The sequence below is a fragment of the Pseudomonas sp. P108 genome, assembly GCF_032613195.1.
GTDB lineage: Bacteria > Pseudomonadota > Gammaproteobacteria > Pseudomonadales > Pseudomonadaceae > Aquipseudomonas.
In genome coordinates this window covers 1,621,978-1,641,707 of the sequence record NZ_CP126691.1, presented here as the reverse complement: position 1 = coordinate 1,641,707, position 19,730 = coordinate 1,621,978, and the positions used below count along the sequence as shown (strand labels likewise).

At 60.4% G+C, this 19,730-nt stretch carries 21 protein-coding genes and 1 riboswitch; of the genes, 13 read left to right on the top strand and 8 right to left on the bottom strand.

All coding sequences use genetic code 11. The features are described from left to right. Positions 1–7 precede the first annotated feature (7 nt). Positions 8–589, bottom strand: coding sequence for an RNA polymerase sigma factor RpoE (gene rpoE / locus QOM10_RS07230; RefSeq protein ID WP_003172477.1), 582 nt, complete (start codon positions 587–589; stop codon positions 8–10). A gap of 559 nt (positions 590–1,148) precedes the next feature. Between rpoE and nadB the strand changes: the two genes are divergently transcribed. Next, on the top strand, positions 1,149–2,765 hold the full coding sequence (gene nadB, locus QOM10_RS07225) for an L-aspartate oxidase (RefSeq protein WP_316917803.1): 1,617 nt from the start codon (positions 1,149–1,151) through the stop codon (positions 2,763–2,765). Here nadB and QOM10_RS07220 read toward each other — a convergent pair. Then, positions 2,734–3,186, bottom strand: a complete 453-nt coding sequence (locus QOM10_RS07220; protein WP_127926192.1) for a protein YgfX — start codon at positions 3,184–3,186, stop codon at positions 2,734–2,736. The genes nadB and QOM10_RS07220 overlap by 32 nt on opposite strands. Further along, a complete protein-coding gene (locus QOM10_RS07215) occupies positions 3,170–3,424 on the bottom strand; it encodes a succinate dehydrogenase assembly factor 2 (RefSeq protein ID WP_007911418.1) in 255 nt (84 codons plus the stop codon). Before QOM10_RS07215 ends, QOM10_RS07220 begins: the two co-directional genes overlap by 17 nt. Positions 3,425–3,574: 150 nt before the next feature. On the opposite strand from QOM10_RS07215, the gene QOM10_RS07210 reads away from it, so the two are divergent. Together QOM10_RS07210 and QOM10_RS07205 are read left to right on the top strand one after the other, a co-directional pair. After that, entirely contained in the window at positions 3,575–4,516 is a 942-nt protein-coding gene (locus QOM10_RS07210; RefSeq protein WP_150749319.1) for a YgfZ/GcvT domain-containing protein, read from the top strand. A gap of 35 nt (positions 4,517–4,551) precedes the next feature. After that, positions 4,552–5,373, top strand: coding sequence for an HDOD domain-containing protein (locus QOM10_RS07205; protein ID WP_016984704.1), 822 nt, complete (start codon positions 4,552–4,554; stop codon positions 5,371–5,373). A gap of 106 nt (positions 5,374–5,479) precedes the next feature. Here the strand turns inward: QOM10_RS07205 and QOM10_RS07200 are convergent, their stop codons facing one another. Both QOM10_RS07200 and QOM10_RS07195 read right to left on the bottom strand, forming a co-directional pair. After that, complete coding sequence (locus tag QOM10_RS07200) at positions 5,480–6,865, bottom strand: sensor histidine kinase (RefSeq protein ID WP_095119116.1); 1,386 nt, start codon at positions 6,863–6,865, stop codon at positions 5,480–5,482. Beyond that, complete coding sequence (locus QOM10_RS07195) at positions 6,858–7,529, bottom strand: response regulator (protein ID WP_102900255.1); 672 nt, start codon at positions 7,527–7,529, stop codon at positions 6,858–6,860. Before QOM10_RS07195 ends, QOM10_RS07200 begins: the two co-directional genes overlap by 8 nt. 236 nt (positions 7,530–7,765) lie before the next feature. Between QOM10_RS07195 and QOM10_RS07190 the strand changes: the two genes are divergently transcribed. Genes QOM10_RS07190 through QOM10_RS07170 form a run of 5 tightly spaced genes read left to right on the top strand, consistent with a single transcriptional unit; the run spans position 7,766 to position 13,147 of the window. Further along, positions 7,766–9,058, top strand: a complete 1,293-nt coding sequence (locus tag QOM10_RS07190; RefSeq protein ID WP_316917802.1) for an OprD family porin — start codon at positions 7,766–7,768, stop codon at positions 9,056–9,058. A gap of 53 nt (positions 9,059–9,111) precedes the next feature. Next, positions 9,112–10,089 (top strand): Bug family tripartite tricarboxylate transporter substrate binding protein, encoded by a 978-nt coding sequence (locus tag QOM10_RS07185; RefSeq protein WP_034153137.1) that lies wholly within the window; start codon positions 9,112–9,114, stop codon positions 10,087–10,089. Positions 10,090–10,145: 56 nt separating this feature from the next. Further along, entirely contained in the window at positions 10,146–10,604 is a 459-nt protein-coding gene (locus QOM10_RS07180) for a tripartite tricarboxylate transporter TctB family protein (protein ID WP_007911434.1), read from the top strand. 1 nt (position 10,605) lies between these two features. Continuing rightward, positions 10,606–12,120: a tripartite tricarboxylate transporter permease gene (locus tag QOM10_RS07175; protein WP_007911435.1), complete on the top strand. Its 1,515-nt coding sequence runs from the start codon at positions 10,606–10,608 to the stop codon at positions 12,118–12,120. Further along, positions 12,113–13,147 carry an AbrB family transcriptional regulator gene (locus QOM10_RS07170; protein ID WP_038358335.1) on the top strand — a complete coding sequence of 345 codons (1,035 nt, stop codon included), beginning with the start codon at positions 12,113–12,115 and terminating at the stop codon, positions 13,145–13,147. Before QOM10_RS07175 ends, QOM10_RS07170 begins: the two co-directional genes overlap by 8 nt. A 128-nt stretch (positions 13,148–13,275) precedes the next feature. Here QOM10_RS07170 and ung read toward each other — a convergent pair whose 3' ends face one another. Continuing rightward, positions 13,276–13,971 carry a uracil-DNA glycosylase gene (gene ung, locus QOM10_RS07165; protein ID WP_122853676.1) on the bottom strand — a complete coding sequence of 232 codons (696 nt, stop codon included), beginning with the start codon at positions 13,969–13,971 and terminating at the stop codon, positions 13,276–13,278. A gap of 132 nt (positions 13,972–14,103) precedes the next feature. Here ung and QOM10_RS07160 point away from each other — a divergent pair, with 132 nt between their 5' ends. After that, the gene (locus tag QOM10_RS07160; protein ID WP_127926188.1) at positions 14,104–15,216 is read left to right on the top strand and encodes an enoyl-CoA hydratase/isomerase family protein; all 1,113 of its coding nucleotides are present in this window, start codon (positions 14,104–14,106) and stop codon (positions 15,214–15,216) included. A 54-nt stretch (positions 15,217–15,270) separates the two neighbouring features. On the opposite strand, the gene QOM10_RS07155 is transcribed toward QOM10_RS07160, so the two are convergent. Further along, positions 15,271–15,678, bottom strand: a complete 408-nt coding sequence (locus QOM10_RS07155; RefSeq protein ID WP_127926187.1) for a hypothetical protein — start codon at positions 15,676–15,678, stop codon at positions 15,271–15,273. A 57-nt stretch (positions 15,679–15,735) separates the two neighbouring features. Further along, on the bottom strand, positions 15,736–15,954 hold the full coding sequence (locus QOM10_RS07150; RefSeq protein ID WP_316917801.1) for a hypothetical protein: 219 nt from the start codon (positions 15,952–15,954) through the stop codon (positions 15,736–15,738). 166 nt (positions 15,955–16,120) lie between these two features. Continuing rightward, positions 16,121–16,221: riboswitch (guanidine-I (ykkC/yxkD leader) on the top strand. A 63-nt stretch (positions 16,222–16,284) separates the two neighbouring features. On the opposite strand from QOM10_RS07150, the gene QOM10_RS07145 reads away from it, so the two are divergent. From QOM10_RS07145 to QOM10_RS07130, 4 genes are read left to right on the top strand one after another with little or no spacing between them, the layout of a single operon-like run. After that, the gene (locus QOM10_RS07145; protein WP_127926185.1) at positions 16,285–17,352 is read left to right on the top strand and encodes a putative urea ABC transporter substrate-binding protein; all 1,068 of its coding nucleotides are present in this window, start codon (positions 16,285–16,287) and stop codon (positions 17,350–17,352) included. 18 nt (positions 17,353–17,370) lie between these two features. Beyond that, entirely contained in the window at positions 17,371–18,186 is an 816-nt protein-coding gene (locus QOM10_RS07140) for an ABC transporter permease (RefSeq protein ID WP_127926184.1), read from the top strand. Then, the gene (locus QOM10_RS07135; RefSeq protein ID WP_316917800.1) at positions 18,183–18,971 is read left to right on the top strand and encodes an ABC transporter ATP-binding protein; all 789 of its coding nucleotides are present in this window, start codon (positions 18,183–18,185) and stop codon (positions 18,969–18,971) included. The genes QOM10_RS07140 and QOM10_RS07135 overlap by 4 nt, the downstream gene beginning before the upstream one ends. A gap of 25 nt (positions 18,972–18,996) precedes the next feature. Beyond that, positions 18,997–19,722: an urea amidolyase associated protein UAAP1 gene (locus tag QOM10_RS07130; protein ID WP_316918368.1), complete on the top strand. Its 726-nt coding sequence runs from the start codon at positions 18,997–18,999 to the stop codon at positions 19,720–19,722. Positions 19,723–19,730: the final 8 nt, after the last annotated feature.

Genomic DNA, 19,730 nt, shown 5'->3' with positions numbered 1-19,730 from the left:
CGCTGTCTCAGTTTTCCTGCAACAACGGCTGCAGGGCTTTATCGATGGCCTCCCGGGCGCGGAAAATCCGGGAGCGCACGGTACCCACCGGACATTGCATGACGCTCGCAATGTCCTCGTAACTCAGACCATCGAATTCACGTAAAGTTAAAGCCGTACGCAAATCCTCTGGCAGTTGCTGAATGGTTCGATGGACGGTGCCTTCGATCTCATCCCGCAGCAGTGCACGTTCTGGGGACTCGAGATCCTTGAGGCCATGATCGCCATCGTAGAACTCTGCGTCTTCGGAACTTACATCGCTATCCGGCGGCCGGCGGCCGCGTGAAACCAGGTAATTCTTCGCCGTGTTAATGGCAATACGGTACAGCCACGTATAAAACGCACTGTCGCCGCGAAAGTTTCCAAGTGCTCGATACGCCTTGATAAAGGCTTCCTGAGCCACGTCCTGGGCTTCATGGGTGTCGTGCACAAAACGCACGATCAACCCGAGAATCTTGTGCTGATACTTCAGCACCAACAGATCGAAAGCTCGCTTGTCGCCGCGTTGAACGCGCTCGACCAGCTGCTGATCCTCTTCCTGGGTTAGCATGAACACTCCTCGATAAGCCCGAAGGAGACTTGCATAACTAAACGACCAGACTTGCAAACATAGACTCGGGCTTTTCGCAAAAGTTCTCCCCCTCCAGGCAAGTTTCCTGCGAGCTCTGATTTGGCACGCACGAAAAACGCAGCGCGGGATAAACCGGCTGCGCGAATAATCTTGTTATCGGTTTCGCCGGGCAGGAATCCAACCGCAGATTCCGCACTGAAGCCGACACGTCCCTTGTTTCTGGCACCGACTATTGATCTTGGGCCTTTGGCAAAAGTTCCAATTATTTATAGCCGCACCGCCCGGACATTGGGCAACCCTGAGCAGAAAAATCCTGTTTCAGCGCCGATACAGTCGTGTTCTTCCCAAAAGGGTGAAAAAAACTTCCGACGAAGCACCCGGTTTTTTCCGTCACAGTAGTTTCACAATGCCATATCGGCTCGGCTATTGTGCCGTCCCCCCCCTCTATATACTAGTGGGCTGTGTGGCTGTCTTGACTCGCCGATCCAGCTGTCTTGCGCCACCCCCCGACCCGGGTCGCTTTGAGCGGAATCCTGTAATGAGCCAACAATTCCAACACGATGTTCTGGTCATTGGCAGCGGTGCTGCCGGTTTGAGTCTCGCGCTGACCCTGCCGGGTCATTTGCGCATTGCCGTTTTGAGCAAAGGCGATCTCGCCAATGGTTCGACTTTCTGGGCCCAGGGTGGCGTCGCCGCCGTGCTTGATGACACTGATACTGTCGAATCCCATGTAGAGGACACCCTGAACGCCGGCGGTGGTCTGTGCCATGAAGACGCCGTGCGTTTCACCGTGGAGCACAGCCGCGAAGCCATTCAGTGGCTGATCGACCAAGGTGTTCCGTTCACCCGCGACGATCAATCCGGCACTGAAGATGGCGGATTCGAATTCCATCTGACCCGCGAAGGCGGTCACAGCCACCGTCGCATCATCCATGCGGCCGATGCTACCGGTGCCGCAATCTTCAAAACTTTGCTGACTCAGGCCAAAGAGCGTTCGAATATCGAATTGCTGGAGCAGCGGGTTGCCGTTGATCTGATTACAGAACGCCGTTTAGGCATGGAAGGCGAGCGCTGCCTCGGCGCCTACGTACTCAACCGCAAAACCGGCGAAGTCGACACCTACGGCGCACGCTTCGTGATTCTGGCTTCGGGCGGCGCAGCCAAGGTCTATCTCTATACCAGCAATCCCGACGGCGCCTGCGGTGATGGCATCGCCATGGCCTGGCGCTCCGGGTGTCGGGTGGCGAACCTGGAATTCAACCAGTTCCACCCGACCTGCCTGTACCACCCACAAGCGAAAAGCTTCCTTATTACTGAAGCTCTGCGCGGTGAAGGCGCACACCTGAAGCTGCCGAACGGCGAACGCTTCATGTATCGCTTCGACAAGCGCGCCGAACTGGCACCGCGCGACATCGTCGCCCGGGCCATCGACCATGAAATGAAGCGTCTGGGTGTCGACTGCGTCTATCTCGACATCAGCCACAAGCCCGAAGACTTCATCAAGACTCACTTCCCCACTGTTTATGAGCGCTGCCTCGGTTTTGGCATCGACATCACCAAACAACCTATTCCGGTCGTACCCGCCGCGCACTACACCTGCGGTGGTGTGATGGTCGATCAACAAGGTCGCACCGACGTGCCGGGCTTGTACGCGATTGGCGAAACCAGCTTCACCGGCCTGCACGGCGCCAACCGCATGGCCAGCAACTCGCTGCTGGAATGCTTTGTCTATGCCCGTTCGGCGGCGGCGGACATCCTCGCGCAGCTGGACGATGTCGCCGCGCCAAGCGCCCTGCCCGCGTGGGACGCCAGTCAGGTGACCGACTCGGACGAAGACGTGATCATCGCGCACAACTGGGATGAACTGCGGCGATTCATGTGGGACTACGTCGGCATCGTGCGCACCAACAAGCGCCTGCAACGGGCGCAACACCGCGTGCGTCTGCTGCTGGACGAGATCGACGAGTTCTACAGCAACTATAAAGTCAGCCGCGATCTGATCGAGTTGCGCAATCTGGCGCAAGTCGCCGAACTGATGATCTGCTCAGCCATGGAGCGCAAGGAAAGTCGCGGCCTGCATTACACCCTCGACTACCCGGACATGCTGCCCGATGCACTCGACACTATTCTGGTGCCACCCACCTACGTCGGCTGAACTTGAGCCGTACTCGCAAGCGTCGGTGCAGATCCGCCGCCTGCGAGTCCCGTGGCACGCAGATCGATCTGACCCGCCATTCGCCGCGCAAGCGAAAACGCAGCACCACGATCAAGGGCAGCGCGAGGCTGTCCGGGCGCAGCTGCGCCGCTTGCCAACCATCCGCCTGATTCCACACCTGCCAACCATCGGCGTCCCGACGCAATCCACGAAACGCCTTGGGATGATTCAGCAGAATCTGCCGAGGCAACACCCAAACGCCATGAAGCAGGCAGCCTAAAGCCCCAAGCAGACTGGCCCAGAGTGGAATCGAAAGCAGAAACAAAGCACCCAGTGCGAACGCCTGGGCCAACAGATACGCCGCCAGCAACTGCCGCGAGGCATGCCAGCGGCATTCGAACGTGTTACTTGGGCTGGACACGATCCAGGATCATGCGAACCATGCGCTGCAATTCCGGATCTTCAGACTCGCTGCGCTCCATGAACCAGCCGAACATGTCCTGATCCTCGCACGTCAGCAGACGCACATACAGATCGCGATCCACCTGGTTCAACGTCGCGTAAACCTCCTGCACGAACGGCACCAGCAACACGTCAAGCTCAAGCATGCCGCGACGGCTGTGCCAAAACAGGCGATTCAGTTCAACTTGTTCGACCATGGGGCCCTCCTCAAATTTGCCGGCAAGTATACAGCCCCCACGCAGGTCGCACAGTCGGCTTTGGTCGGGCACCACCGATCCTTTATCAACTACCCATTTCACCAACGCGCCCTTATGATGTGCCCCAGTCTATTTACCCTGCGATGACCCATGGCCGATTCTGCTTTTTTCTGCACCCTGTCTCATGAAGGCGTTCTCGCGGTTCGCGGCGCGGATGCCGGAAAATTCCTGCAAGGCCAGTTGACCTGCAACCTCAATTACCTGAGCGACAGCCGCGCCAGCCTCGGCGCCCGCTGCACTCAGAAGGGCCGGATGCAGTCGAGCTTTCGTATTCTGCTCGAAGGCGACGGCGTGGTCCTGGCGATGGCCAGCGAGCTGCTCGAGCCGCAACTGGCGGATCTGAAAAAGTACGCGGTGTTCTCCAAATCAAAACTGACCGACGAAAGTGCCGCTTGGGTACGCTTTGGTCTGGAGCATGGCGATAACGCCTTGACCAGCCTCGGTCTGGACTTGCCGGCAGAAACCGACAGCCTCGTGCGTAATGAAAGCCTGATCGCGATTCGCGTCTCGCCCGATCGCGCCGAACTCTGGGCACCGGTCGATCAGGCTGACGCGATCAAAGCCAAATTGTCCGCCGCCCTGCCTGAAGCCGAGCTGAATCAATGGTTGCTGGGTCAGATCCGCGCCGGTATCGGCCAGGTCATGCCGAGCACCCGCGAGCTGTTCATCCCGCAGATGCTCAATCTGCAAGCCGTCGGCGGTGTGAGTTTCAAGAAGGGTTGCTACACCGGCCAGGAAATCGTCGCGCGCATGCAGTACCTGGGCAAACTCAAGCGTCGTTTGTATCGCCTGAGCCTGGACGCCGCTGATTTGCCAGAGCCTGGCACACAACTGTTTGCGCCGAGCCACAACAGCTCCGTCGGCGAAGTGGTGCTGGCCGCCAAGACCGGGCAAAACATTGAACTCCTGGCGGTGCTGCAGGCCGAAGCTGCCGAAGCCGGTGATTTGCATCTGGGCACCCTCGAAGGTCCCGCGCTGCATCTGCTCGACCTGCCTTACGAACTGGATCGCGACCGCGAAATCCAGCGCTGATCGCAGCATTTGTTGCAACACCCTAGAGAGTTTAAATGAGCGAACTGGCGGAAAAAGTCCAACAGGATTTGGTTGAGGCCATCGATAACGATGACCTGGTTCTGCCCACGTTGCCGGAAGTGGCCCTGCAGATTCGCAAGGCCGCTGAAGACCCGGAAATCAGCGTCAGCGACCTGAGCAAAGTGATCGGCCGTGACACGGCGCTGTCGGCGCGCCTGATCAAAGTGGTCAACAGCCCGCTGCTGCGCGCCGCGCAGGAAGTTACCGACCTGCACACGGCCATCACCCGGCTGGGCATCAACTACAGCAGCAATCTGGCGATCGGTCTGGTGATGGAGCAGATCTTCCACGCCCGCTCCGAAGTGGTCGAGCAGAAGATGCGCGAAGTCTGGCGCAAGAGCCTGGAAATTGCCGGGGTCAGTTACGCGCTGTGCCGCCGCTACACGCAGCTCAAACCCGATCAGGCGGCCCTCGGCGGGCTGGTGCATCAGATCGGTGTGCTGCCGATTCTGACCTACGCCGAAGACCACTACGAACTGCTGTCGGACCCGGTCAGCCTCAACCATGTGATCGATCACATTCATCCGTTGCTGGGCGACAAGTTGTTGCGGGTCTGGGAGTTCCCGGAGCGACTGGTGGAATTGCCGGGGCGCTATCAGGACTTCAAGCGCGATTCGACAGCAATTGACTATGTCGATCTGGTGCAAGTGGCGAGCCTGTATTGCCACAAGGACACTGATCATCCGTTTGCGCGGATTGATCCAATGACCGTTCCGGCGTTCAGGAAGCTTGGGATTGATCCGGAAAACAAAGCGCTGTGTGAAGATCTGGAAGAATCGCGGACGATGTTTTACTGATCCGAAACTTTATTGTGGCCATCGCGAGCAGGCTCACTCCTACAGGAGAACGCGTTCCAGTGTAGGAGTGAGCCTGCTCGCGAAGGGGCCAGCAAAACCACCACAATCACCCGGCGATAAAACTGACCCGCACCTTCAACCCCGCCTGCTCGCCATCGTGCAAAGTGATCTGGGCCAGATGCGCCCGGCAGATCTCTCCAACAATCGCCAGACCCAATCCAGAACCCGCGACCTGCTGATTGCGCCGGTAGAAACGTTCGAACACCCGATCGCGCTCTTCCAGCGGAATCCCCGGCCCATCATCTTCTACCTCAAGCACCGCCGGAGCGGTCACGCGCAAAATGACGTTACCGCCCGGTGGCGTATGCGCCAAAGCGTTGTCCACCAGATTGCTCAACAACTCGTTCAGCAACGTCGGCTCACCGCGCAGCCAGACGGGTTCGTCCGCCTCCAGCGCCAACGCCACCCCGCGCTTGTGCGCCAACGGCGCCATGGCCATGCCCAATTCTCGCGCCAACTGGCTCAGATCGAGCAACTGCGCGCCGCCCTCGGCAATCGCCCGCGCACCGTTTTCGACGCGCGCCAGTGACAGCAACTGATTGGCCAGATGGGTCAGGCGATCGGTGCTTTGCGCCGAGGATTCCAATGTCGTGCGCCACGTCTCGGGTTCGTTAGAACGCAGACCCAATTCAAGTCGCGCCTTGAGCGCCGCCAAGGGTGTGCGCAGTTCATGGGCCGCATCGGCGATGAACTGCGCCTGCCGTTCGAACTGACCACGCAAGCGCTCGGTGAAATGATTGAGCCCGCGCACCAATGGCCACAGCTCATGCTGCACCTCAACCAATGGCAGCGGCCGCAAGTCGTCGGGCTGACGTTCTTCCACTGCTGTGCGCAAACGCTCCAATGGGCGCAATGCGGCACTGACCGCAAACCACACCAGCAACAAAGCGCCAATCGCCAGCATGCCCAATCGCAGCAAGGTATCGGCCGCCAGACTGCGCGCCATGCTCACCCGTGCTTCATCGGTTTCGGCGACGCGAATTTCCGCCATGCCGTTCATGTTCGGTTCGGTCACCGCTTTCAGCAGGCTGACCACGCGCACGTTTTGCCCTTTGTACGTGGCGTTGTAGAAGCGCGCCAGCGCGGGATAGCTGTCCGTGCGCGGCGTCCCCGGCGGCGGGCCGGGGAGGTTTTCGTAGCCGGAAATCAGCTTCTGATGGATGTCATTGACCTGATAGTAAATCCGCCCCGCGCTGTCATAAGCGAAGGTATCGAGTGCGACGTAAGGCACATCGGCACTCAGTGTGCCGTCACGTTGCGACAGACCCGCCGCGATGGTCCGCGCCGAGGCCAGCAACGTGCGGTCGTATGCCGTGTCGGCGGCTTCGCGACCGTTCCAGTACGCGCTCAATCCGCTGGCGAGCATCAACACCACCAGCAGCAACGCGAGGTTCCACAGCAAGCGCCAGCGCAGGCTGCTGGGCTTATGCATCGCGGCTTTCCAGCAGGTAACCGAGACCACGGAAAGTCACGATGGCGACGGGTTGGCCATCGAGTTTCTTGCGCAAGCGGTGCACGTAGATTTCGATAGCGTCGGGGCTGGCCTCTTCGTCGAGACCGAACACCTGTGCGGCCAATTGCTCCTTGCTCATGACCCGACCTGGCCGGGCGATCAGCGCTTCCAGCACTGCTTGTTCGCGAGAGGTCAACGTCAGCAAATCTTCGCCGAGAGTGAAGCGCCGGGTGTCGAGGTCATAGGCGAGTACGCCACAGCGCTGCTGACGCTCGCCGCCGAGCACACTGCGACGCAGCAAGGCTTTGACCCGTGCCTCCAGCTCAGTCAGCTCGAACGGTTTGGCGAGGTAATCGTCGGCCCCCAGATTGAGGCCGTGGACGCGATCCTTCACATCGCTGCGCGCGGTCAGCATCAGCACCGGCAGATTCTTGCCGCGAGCGCGCAAACGCGCGAGCACCTCGAAACCGTCCATGCGCGGCAGGCCGACATCGAGGATCGCCACGGCGTATTCCTCACTGCCCAGCGCCAGATCGGCGGCCACGCCATCGTGCAACACATCCACGGTCAGACCGGTGCTCTTGAGCGCCTGAGCGACACTTTCGGCCAGTTGCAGATGGTCTTCGACGAGCAGAACACGCATGGATTTTTACCTCGTTCAGGAATGGCCGGCGCCACGCTTTGCCGCGGAGTTTACAGCCGCAACCGCCGCTGTGAAGCCCGAAAACCGTGAAAGTCAGCTGAAAGGTTAGCGAAAGGTTAGCTCGTTACAGTCGGCCCACGGACAGTTCCGACTGCCGTCGCTGATGCCACACAGCGTAACGAAAAACGCCATGAAGCGTTTTCGACCAATAAGAACAATAAACGGAGTACACCCGCATGCCGTCCATGCAGCCTCAGGCGTCCAAGCCTGTTCGCCCTTCCCGTTTCAGCCACACCGCCCTCGTCAGTGCCGCCGCCCTTGCCGGTTTTTCGCCGTTGAGTTTTGCCGACTTCATTGAAGACAGCAGCGCCACCTTCGAAACCCGCAACATGTATTTCAACCGCGACTTTCGCGATGGCACCAGCGCCCAGCAATCCAAGCGTGACGAATGGGCTCAGGGTTTCATGCTCAATCTGCAATCGGGTTACACCGACGGCACCGTAGGGTTCGGTGTCGATGCTTTAGGCATGCTCGGGGTAAAACTTGATTCGAGTCCGGACCGCACCGGCACCGGCCTGCTGCCAACCCACGATGACGGGCGCGCGGCGAACGAGTATTCCAAAGTCGGCCTGACCGGCAAAGTAAAAATCTCTGCCACCGAACTTAAAATCGGCAGCCTGATTCCTGAACTGCCGATCCTCAAACCCAACGATGGGCGCATCCTGCCGCAGACCTTTGAAGGGGGTTTGCTGACTTCCAAAGAGATCAAGAACCTGACCTTCACCGGTGGTCGACTGGAGAAAGCCAAGGATCGCGACAGCACCGATTTCGAGGACATCGCCCTCAACAACAAGAACAGCCGTTTTGCCGGCACCGCCGCCGGCAAGCACTTCGATTTTGGCGGAGTCGACTACAAGTTCACCGACAAGATCACCGGCAGTTACCACTTCGCCCAACTCGACGAAGTCTATAACCAGCACTTCTTCGGCCTGGTCGCTTCACGGCCGATGGGCCCGGGCACGTTTGCCACTGACCTGCGTTTTGCCGTCAGCGATGACCAAGGCGCGGCCCGTGGCGGCGAGATCGACAACCGCTCGCTCAACGGTCTGGTCAGCTATGCGCTGAGCGGCCACAAGTTCAGCGCCGGTTATCAGCACATGTCCGGCGACAGCGCCTTCCCGTATGTCGATGGCAGCGACCCGTATCTGGTCAACTTCGTGCAGATCAACGACTTTGCCGGCGCCGAAGAACGCTCCTGGCAGGCTCGCTACGACTTCGACTTCGCCAAACTCGGCATCCCTGGCCTTAGCTTCATGAGCCGCTACTTGAGCGGTGACAACATCAAGCTCAAGAACGGTGAAGAAGGCAAAGAGTGGGAACGCAACACCGAGATCAAATATGTAGTACAAAGCGGCGCCTTGAAGGATGTCGCCGTGCGTTTGCGTAATGCCACTTACCGCTCCAACTACTCGGCTCGCGATGCAGACGAAGTGCGTTTGCTGGTGAGCTATAGCGTTGCGTTGTGGTAATGGCCTGCTGAAGAAAAACACGTCGAATAACAACAATGCCCGTGGAGAATCGAATGAACCTGTCACTGCGTAAAGTTGCACTGGCCGCCAGTTGCATCCTGTTTGCCGGCCAACTGATGGCCGAACCGAAACGTCCGGAATGTATCGCCCCGGCCTCCCCCGGCGGTGGTTTCGACCTGACCTGCAAACTGGTGCAGAGCGCACTGGTCAATCAGAAACTGCTGAGCAAACCGATGCGTGTGACCTACATGCCCGGTGGTGTCGGTGCAGTGGCCTACAACGCCGTGGTTGCGCAGCGTCCGGCCGATGCCGGTACGCTGGTGGCGTGGTCGAGCGGTTCGCTGTTGAACCTGGCGCAGGGCAAGTTCGGTCGCTTCGATGAGACCAACGTCCGCTGGTTGGCAGCGGTAGGCACGAGCTACGGCGCCATCGCGGTGAAAAGCGATTCGCCCTACAAGACCCTCGACGATCTCGTTCAGGCACTGAAGAAAGATCCAAGCTCCGTGGTGATCGGTTCCGGCGGCACCGTTGGCAGCCAGGACTGGATGCAAACCGCACTGATCGCCAAGGCTGCCGGGATCAACCCGCGCGACCTGCGTTACGTTGCGCTTGAAGGTGGCGGCGAAATCGCCACGGCCCTGCTCGGCGGTCACATTCAGGTCGGCAGTACCGACATTTCCGACTCCATGCCGCACATCCAGAGTGGCGACATGCGCTTGCTCGCGGTGTTTGCCGACAAGCGTCTCGACGAGCCGGAAATGAAAGACATTCCGACCGCTCGCGAGCAAGGCTACGACATCGTCTGGCCGGTGGTGCGCGGCTTCTACCTCGGGCCAAAAGTCAGCGATGAAGACTACGCCTGGTGGAAAGACTCGTTCGACAAACTGCTGGCCTCCGATGAGTTCGCCAAGCTGCGCGATCAGCGTGAACTGTTCCCGTTCGCCATGACCGGCCCGGAGCTGGACACCTACGTGAAGAAGCAGGTTGCGGACTACAAAGTGCTGGCCAAAGAGTTCGGCCTGATCCAGTGATCGTCTCTGTCTAGCGGCTGCGTTCCCGGTTGCGGGGACGCGGCACAGGAGCTCCCATGCTTATTCAACGCATTTTCGCCTCCGTGCTGTTGCTGGTTTGCGCCGGCCTGGCATTGATGGCGTGGCCGTACCAAGCGGCCTTTTCCTACGAACCGGTCGGCCCACGCGCCTTTCCTTTGCTGATGCTCGGCCTGATGGGCGCGGCGCTGCTGTACATGGTGTTCCGCCCGGCGCCGATCAAACACAGTGAAGACGAGCCGCCACTGGATCGCGAAACCCTGACCAAGATCGCCATTTGCGTCGCACTGTTGCTGGTGTTCGCCGGTCTGTTCGAACCGCTGGGTTTCATCCTCAGCAGCATCCTTATCGGCATTCCGATGGCGCGTCTGTATGGCGGTCGCTGGATGCCGAGCATCGTGGTGACCACGCTGATGGCCATCGGTCTGTACCTGCTGTTTGACCGTGTGATGGACGTTCCGCTGCCCCTTGGCCTGCTCGACGTGCTGGAGAACTGATATGGATACCCTCGGTTATTTGGGTCAAGGCTTCGGCGTCGCGCTGAGCCCGTACAACCTGGTCACGGCCCTGACCGGCACGCTGATCGGCACCGTCGTCGGCCTGCTTCCGGGCCTCGGCCCGATCAACGGCGTGGCCTTGCTGATCCCGATCGCTTTCGCCCTCGGCCTGCCGCCGGAGTCGGCGCTGATCCTGCTGGCAGCGGTGTATCTGGGCTGCGAATACGGTGGCCGGATCAGCTCGATCCTGCTGAACATTCCCGGCGAAGCATCGACCGTGATGACCACCCTCGACGGTTACCCGATGGCCCGTAAAGGTCTGGCCGGTGTGGCGCTGTCGTTGTCGGCGTGGAGTTCGTTTATCGGCGCGTTTATCGCCACCTGCGGCATGGTCCTGTTCGCGCCGTTGCTGGCGAAATGGGCGATCGCCTTCGGGCCTGCGGAATATTTCGTGCTGATGGTGTTTGCGATTGTCTGTCTCGGCGGCATGGCCGGGGATCGACCGTTGAAAACCTTTATCGCGGCATTGATCGGCCTGTTCCTGTCGAGCGTCGGCATCGACGCCAACAGCGGCGTGTACCGTTTCACCGGCGACAACATTCACCTGACCGACGGCATTCAATTCGTCGTGCTGGTGTTGGGCCTGTTCTCGGTCAGTGAAATTCTGTTGCTGCTGGAGAAAACCCATCGCGGCCAGGAAGCGGTGAAAGCGACCGGGCGGATGATGTTCAACTTCAAGGAAGCGTCGTCGGTGTTCGTGGTGAACATCCGATGCGGTCTGCTCGGTTTCATCATGGGCGTGTTGCCGGGTGCCGGCGCGACGCTGGCCAGCGCCGTGGCTTACATGACCGAAAAACGCATCGCCGGTGCCAGTGGCAAATTCGGTCAGGGTGACGCCCGTGGCCTCGCCGCACCGGAAACTGCCATCGGTGCTTCGGCCTGCGGTGCGCTGGTGCCAATGCTGACCCTCGGCGTGCCAGGTTCGGGCACCACGGCGGTGATGATCGGCGCCCTGTCGCTGTACAACATCACTCCGGGCCCGCTGCTGTTTCAGCAACAACCGGACATCGTCTGGGGGCTGATCGCCTCGTTGTTCATCGCCAACATCATGCTGGTGATCCTCAACATCCCGATGATCCGCATCTTCACCCGCATCCTCGCGGTGCCAAACTGGGCACTGGTGCCGGTAATCGCGATCATCACCGGGATCGGCGTCTACGCGGTGCACGCCACCACGTTCGACCTGTTCCTGATGGTCGGCATCGGCATCTTCGGTTACATCCTGCGCAAGCTCGACTTCCCGTTGTCGCCGGTGCTGCTGGGCTTCATCCTCGGTGGCCTGATGGAGCAGAACCTGCGTCGGGCGCTGTCGATTTCCAACGGTGCACTGGAAATCCTCTGGTCGAGCCCGATCACCTTCGGTGTCTGGGTGCTGACCGCGATCATGCTGCTGATGCCGCTGCTGCGCATCTGGCGCAAACGTTCGGTCGCGCGTCGCGCCATTGCCGATGTTTGATCGCGCCTCACTGAAATCCTGGTGGGGAACCCCGCTGGTCGGTCTGCTGGGCGGTTACCTCGCCAGCCAGATCGGCTGGCCACTGCCGTGGATGGTCGGCTCGTTGCTGGCGATCATCCTCGTGCGCTGCCTGACCCCGTGGCAACTCACGGAAATCCCTGGCGGCCGCAAGTGCGGCCAGTGGATCGTCGGCATCGGCATCGGCCTGCACTTCACCCCGGTAGTGATGGAGCAGGTGCTCAGTCATTTCGGTTTGATCTTCTTTGGGGCGCTGGTCACCAGTGTCTCGGCGGTGGTCGGCGTATGGTTGATGCGCCGTACCGGTGAAGATCGCGCGACAGCGTTTTTCTCCAGCATGCCCGGCGGTTCCGGGGAGATGGTCAACCTTGGCGCGCGTAACGGCGCGATGCTCAGCCACGTCGCGGCGGGACAGAGCTTGCGGGTGTTGGTGGTGGTGCTGTGTGTGCCGGCGGCGTTCAAGTATCTGCTGGGTGATGGCACACCGATTTCCCACGCTGGCAGCGTCGATTGGCGCTGGCTGGCGATTCTGTTTCCGGCGGGCGGTTTGCTCGCGTGGCTCTGGCAGCGTTTGCGCCAACCCAATCCTTGGCTGTTCGGGCCGTTGCTGGTGAGTGCGGCGGTGAGCATTGGCTGGGATTTGCACATTGGCTTGCCCAATGGCGGCAGTCAGATTGGCCAGTGGTTGATTGGCAGCGGTTTGGGGTGCCATTTCAACCGGCAGTTCTTCCGCCGCGCGCCTTCATTCATGGGGCGGACGTTGATCGGCACGGCGCTGACCATGTTGATCGCGACACTGGCGGCATTGGGGTTGAGCGCGCTGACCCATCTGGATCTGCGTTCGCTGACACTGGGCATGATGCCCGGCGGGATCGCCGAAATGAGTCTGACGGCGGAGACGCTGCAACTGTCAGTACCGCTGGTGACAGCGATGCAGGTGATGCGGCTTTTGTTTGTGCTGTTTCTGGCTGAGCCGTTGTTCAAGTACTGGAATCGTAATCCGGAGTAAGACCGCGTCGCCCTTTTGATCGTTCCCACGCTCTGCGTGGGAATGCAGCCTGGGACGCTCTGCGTCCCTTTCAGAGCCGAACGCGGAGCGTCCGTTGAGGCATTCCCACGCAGAGCGTTGGAACGAGATTACGCGATGGGCGGCAGGCGCCACTCGATCGGCGTCTCACCATTCTGCTCAAGAAATTTGTTCGTCCGGCCAAAGTGCCCACAACCCAAAAACCCGCGATACGCCGACAGCGGCGACGGATGCACCGACGTCAGCACCAGATGCTTGGTCGCGTCGATCAGCTTCTGCTTGCTCTGCGCATGGGCGCCCCAGAGCATGAACACCAGGTGCGGCTGCCGTTCGCTGACCAGTTCAATGATCCGGTCGGTGAAAAACTGCCAGCCCTTGTCCTTGTGCGCATTGGCGTTGGCGCGCTCGACGGTCATGGTCGTGTTGATCATCAGCACGCCCTGATCGGCCCAGCTCTGCAGGTAACCGTGATTGGGAATGTCGATGTTCAGATCGCGTTTCAACTCTTTGTAGATGTTGACCAGCGACGGCGGCGCCGGCACGCCCGGCTGCACCGAAAAGCACAAACCATGGGCCTGGCCCGGGCCGTGATACGGGTCCTGGCCGAGGATCACCACCTTCACCTTATCCAGCGGCGTCGAATTCAGTGCGTTGAAAATCATCGGTCCCGGCGGATAGATTTCCTTGCCGGCCGCCCGCTCCTGCTGCAGAAACTGGCGCAACTCTGCCATGTAAGGCTGGTCGAACTCAGCACGCAGTGCCTCCTTCCAGCTCGGTTCGAGTTTGATACGGTCGTCAGCAGTCATGGTCATACCCGGCAAAAACAATGGGGCGAACCCTAGGAAAGCCGGCCACGCTTGTCAATTGATCTGACGCAGATCCGGCACTTTCCCACACAACGATCATACTGATCGTTCAAATTCCCGATCGAGGTCACGATGAATCTGCACTTCGAAGAACTCACCGGCACCGACGGCGCCCGCATCGGTATCGCCAGCCTGGATGCTGAAAAGTCGCTGAACGCGCTGTCCCTGCCGATGATCAACGCCCTCAGCGACAAACTGAACGCCTGGGCCAAGGATGCGCAAATCGTCTGCGTGCTGCTGCGCGGAAATGGCGCCAAAGCGTTCTGCGCTGGCGGCGAGGTGCGCAGCCTGGTGGAAGCCTGTCGCGCTCACCCCGGCGAAGTACCACCGCTGGCCGCGCAGTTTTTCAGCGCGGAATATCGCCTGGATTACAGCCTGCACACCTATCCGAAACCGCTGATCTGCTGGGGCCATGGTTACGTGCTCGGTGGTGGCATGGGCCTGTTGCAAGGCGCCAGTACGCGGATTGTTACGCCGAGCAGCCGTCTGGCGATGCCGGAAATCAGCATTGGTTTGTATCCGGACGTCGGCGCCAGTTGGTTTCTCGCCCGGCTGCCGGGCAAGCTCGGTTTGTTTCTGGGCCTGACCGGCGCGCACATGAACGGTCGTGATGCGATCGATCTCGATCTGGCTGACCGCTTCCTGCTCGATGAACAGCAGCCGCAACTGATCGAAGGCCTGCTGCAGCTCAATTGGCAGGAACAGACCGACGTGCAACTCAACAGCCTGCTCAAGGCTTTGCAGCAAGAGGCCGTGGCGCAGATGCCCGAGGCGCAATGGTTGCCACGGCGGCAGCAGATCGACGAATTGCTCGATGTCAGCGACGTCACCTGCGCCTGGAAAGCCATCGGCCTGCAACGCGACAGCAGCGATCCGTTGATCGCGCGGGCGGCGAAAACCATGAGCGAAGGCTCACCACTGACCGCGCATCTGGTCTGGGAACAGATCATCCGCGCCCGGCACATGTCGCTGGCCGAAGTCTTTCAGATGGAATACACCCTGAGCCTCAATTGCTGCCGCCATCCGGAGTTCAGCGAAGGGGTTCGCGCGCGCTTGATTGACAAGGATCAGAAGCCGCACTGGCATTGGCCGGACATCAACACTGTGCCGGATGCAGTGGTGGAGGCGCACTTTCACAAGGTTTGGGAGGGGCGGCATCCGTTGGCGGATTTGACGCAGTATTAAAATCCGGGCACAAAAAAAGCGGCGCTATATGCGCCGCTTTCTGTTGGCGGGTGATTACCAGCGGTTGCCACGCCCGTTGTGGTCGCCACGTCCGCTGTGTCGGTCGTAGTTGCCACGACCGCGGTGATCGTTATCCCAACCGCCGCGACGGTGGCCATCCCAGCGTCCGCGATCATTGCCGTGCCAGCGACGGCTTTCGTAGTGACGCGGGGCCGGTTGATAGTAACGCGGCGCCGATTGGTAATAGCGCGGTTGCTGGTAATACCGCGGTGCTGGCTGGTAATAGCGTGGTTGCGCGTAATACCTGCTGCCACCGTTGTAATACGTGCCGCCAGTGTTGTAGTAGGCCGGTGCGGGTGATGTGTAGACCTCTGAGCTGTAATACGAGTCAGCGTAGGAGTACGGGACGCAACCGGTAACGGAAAACATCAACGCAGCAAGCAGAAGAATTCGTCTATACATGGCGGCCTCCTGGACCGCGGGTTGGCCATACCAGCGACGCTGGCAGGCGACAGTCATTTAATCGGTGACTGTCGAAAAATCAGACAGCGTTTTCGGCATCTGGTGCGTCCCTGCAACAAGTTGAAACAAGTGCTCTATGAAACCTTGTTCATCCGCAAAAACGCCATCATTCAGCCGCTGATTAGTGGTGCCCATGGTGATATCCGCCGCCGTGATAACCCCGTCCGTAACCGCCTCGATGCCAACGGCGCAAACCATCGGATCAGCGGCAAACACGCTGCATCACGGTGCAGCCGCGCACCAACACAAAGCGCCTCAGCGCCCGCGCCGCCACCCCTAAGCAACCCGCGCGCCCGTGCCAGAGCGCCTGACGCGACTTGGCACGCGTCTCGCTTTAGCAAACCCGTGCAGGAGTCATCACAGGTTCGCGGCACCACAATTTGCAATGGCTGACTAGGGTTCCGGCTCGCAATCGCGAGTGGCTGGTCCGAGAGTTGGCGACCTCCAGTTGAGGTTACACGGCGGGACAAAAGCCCGGGAGACAAGCCACCGTTCGCGGTGCCGCGTTGCCTTCCTGTCCGCCCTTGATCAACTGGAGAACCCACCATGACCCGACTACGTTTGCCCGCCCTGCTCGCCGCCGCGTTCGCCGCGCTCATCAGCAGCCAAGCCCCCGCCGCCCAGAAAGATCACTTCAGCGTGTGCTGGACGATTTATGCCGGCTGGATGCCATGGGAATACGCCGGCAGCCAGGGCATTGTCGACAAATGGGCGAAGAAGTACGGCATCAAGATCGACGTCGTACAGCTCAATGACTACGTCGAATCGATCAACCAGTACACCGCCGGCCAGTTCGACGGCTGCACCATGACCAACATGGACGCACTGACCATTCCAGCCGCCGGCGGCGTCGACAGCACCGCGCTGATCGTCAGCGACTTCTCCAACGGCAACGACGGCATCGTCCTCAAGGGCGACGGCAAGAAAGTCGCCGACCTCAAGGGCATGGACGTCAATCTGGTCGAGCTGTCGGTTTCGCACTACCTGCTGGCCCGCGCGCTGGATTCGGTCGACCTGACCGAGAAAGACCTGAAAGTGGTCAACACCTCCGACGCCGACATCTCCGCTGCGTTCAACACCGCACAAGTCAACGCCGTGACGACCTGGAACCCGATGCTCTCGGACATCAAGGCCAAACCGGGCGTGACCGAAGTGTTCAACTCCAGCCAGATTCCCGGCGAGATCATGGACATGATGGTGGTCAACAGCACCACCCTCAAAGACAACCCGGCGCTGGGCAAAGCCCTGACCGGGGCGTGGTTCGAAGTAGTCGAGCTGATGAACGCCAAGAACGCTGCAAGCAAAGCCGCACTGGAACACATGGCCAAGGCCTCAGGCACTGATCTGGCGGGATTCCAGGCGCAACTCGACACCACCAAACTGTTCGCCACACCGAGCGAAGCGCTGAGTTTCGCCACCAGCAAACAACTGCCGGAAACCATGCGCAAAGTCGCCGAGTTTTCGTTTCAGCATGGCTTGCTCGGCGAAGGCGCGAAAGACACCAGCGCGGTCGGCATGGCGTTCGCCAACGGCGTGACCAGTGGTGATACCGGCAACCTCAAGCTGCGTTTCGATCCGACCTACGTGCAGATGGCCGCCGACGCCAAGCTGTAAGCCACGGAGGATTTGGCCATGCGCCTGATCAATCGCCACCCGGATCGCCCCAGTCGCCTGTTGCTGGTGATCCTGCCGTTCGCCCTGCTGCTGTTCGCCTACTTCATGGGCTCGGCCGAGCGCCTGGCGGACAACCCCAACGACAAACTGCTGCCCAGCGCCGTGCAGATGACCGACGCGGTGAAACGTCTGGCCTTCAATGCCGACAGCCGCACCGGTGACTACCTGTTATGGCAAGACACCGCGTCGAGTCTGCGACGCCTGGCCATCGGCCTCGGTATTGCTGCGCTGGCCGGGCTGTGCCTGGGCATCGCCGCCGGCACGCTGCCGCTGTTCGGTGCACCTTTGTCGCCACTGTTGACGGTGCTGTCGATGGTGCCGCCCTTGGCGATCCTGCCGATTCTGTTCATCGTTTTCGGTTTGGGCGAGTTGTCGAAAGTCATGCTGATCGTGATCGGCATCACCCCTGCCCTCGCTCGCGATCTGGAACAGCGCGCGCGGGAAATCCCCGTCGAACTGCTGATCAAGGCGCAGACCCTCGGCGCCTCGACCTGGACGCTGATGCTGCGCGTGGTGCTGCCGCAACTGCTGCCGCGTTTGTTGATCTCGTTGCGGCTGATGCTCGGTTCGGCGTGGTTGTTCCTGATTGCCGCTGAAGCGATCGCCTCCACCGACGGTCTCGGCTACCGGATTTTTCTGGTGCGGCGTTATCTGGCGATGGACGTGATCCTGCCGTACGTGGTGTGGATCACCCTCCTCGCTTGGCTGATGGATTGGGGCCTGAAACATCTGACTCGTCGCGCATTCCCTTGGTATGAGGGGGCGGCCAAATGAGCTTCATCACGGTAAAAAACGTCTGGCAGCAATACGCCGATCAGGTGGTGCTGGAAGGCTTGAACCTGAGCGTCAACGAGGGTGAATTCTGCACTTTGGTCGGCGCGTCCGGTTGCGGCAAATCGACCTTCCTGCGCCTGCTGCTCGGTCAGGAAACGGCGAGTCGCGGCGAGATTCTGCTCGACGGTCAAGCGCTGGCCAGCGAACCGGATGCCAGTCGTGGCGTGGTGTTTCAGCGCTACTCGGTGTTCCCGCATTTAAGCGTGCTCGACAACGTCGCCCTCGGCCTTGAACTGCCGCGTGTGCCGTTACTGGGGCGGTTGTTCGGCAGCGGCAAACGTGACGCGCGCGAACAGGCTGCGGCATTGCTGGACAAAGTCGGCCTCGGCCATGCGCTGGACAAGTACCCGGCGCAGTTGTCCGGCGGCATGCAGCAACGCTTGGCGATTGCCCAGGCGCTGATCATGAAACCGCGCGTGTTGCTACTCGACGAACCGTTCGGCGCGCTCGATCCGGGCATCCGCAAAGACATGCACGCGTTGCTGCTGGAGTTGTGGCGCGAGACGAAACTGACGGTGTTCATGGTCACCCATGATCTGTCCGAAGGCTTCAGCCTCGGCACGCGTCTGCTGGTGTTCGACAAGGTTCGCCTCGACCCGCACGCCCCCGGCGCCTATGGCGCACGCATCACCTACGACATCCCTTTGAACAGCGACCGCCGCGCCCAACGCGCCGCCGTCGATGCCCTGCCGCTACCACTGGCAGGCGCCCTTCGCACCGCTTGAGAGGACTGCTCCGATGAATAAACCGATGACCGATTCGACCCAACTATTTCCACCGTTCGCCGAAGAAATGCTCCCCGGCGGCGGCCACCGTTCGTTCGTGCTGAAGCGCGGCCAATTGCTGCGCCTGACCGATCTGCGCGGCGGCGCCAACGTCAGCCTGACCCTGCTCAACGCCAATGAAAAAACCGAACGGCTGAACCTGCCCGACAGCCTCAAATGCCAACATACCGCCAAGCTCACCAGCGGCCACTGCCTGTACTCGGACATGGGCCGCGTACTCGCCGCAATCACCGCCGACACCTGCGGCTGGAGCGACAGCCTCGGCGGCGTGCTCTGCGCCGAAGAAGTTGCACAAAAGTACGGCCAGGGCCGCTATCAGGAACTGCGCAACGGCTTCTTCCGCAACGGCACCGACAACCTGCTGGTGGAGCTCGGCAAGTGGGGGCTGGGCCTGTCCGATCTGCTGATGACGCTCAATCTGTTCAGCCGCGTGAACGTCGATGAGGCCGGGCGCTTCCATTTCATCGAGGGCAATTCCAAGGCTGGCGATTACATCGAACTGTACGCACCGATGGACACGCTGGTGGTGCTCACCGCGCTGCAACACCCGATGGATCCGGCGCCGGAATACGCGCCAAAACCGCTGAAGCTGAGCTGGATGAACGCCGACGCCAGCGTCGCCGAACACTGCCGCACCTCGCGCCCGGAAAATGAGCGCGGCTTTATCAACACCGACCGTTTGTTCGCCTGAGGATCGCT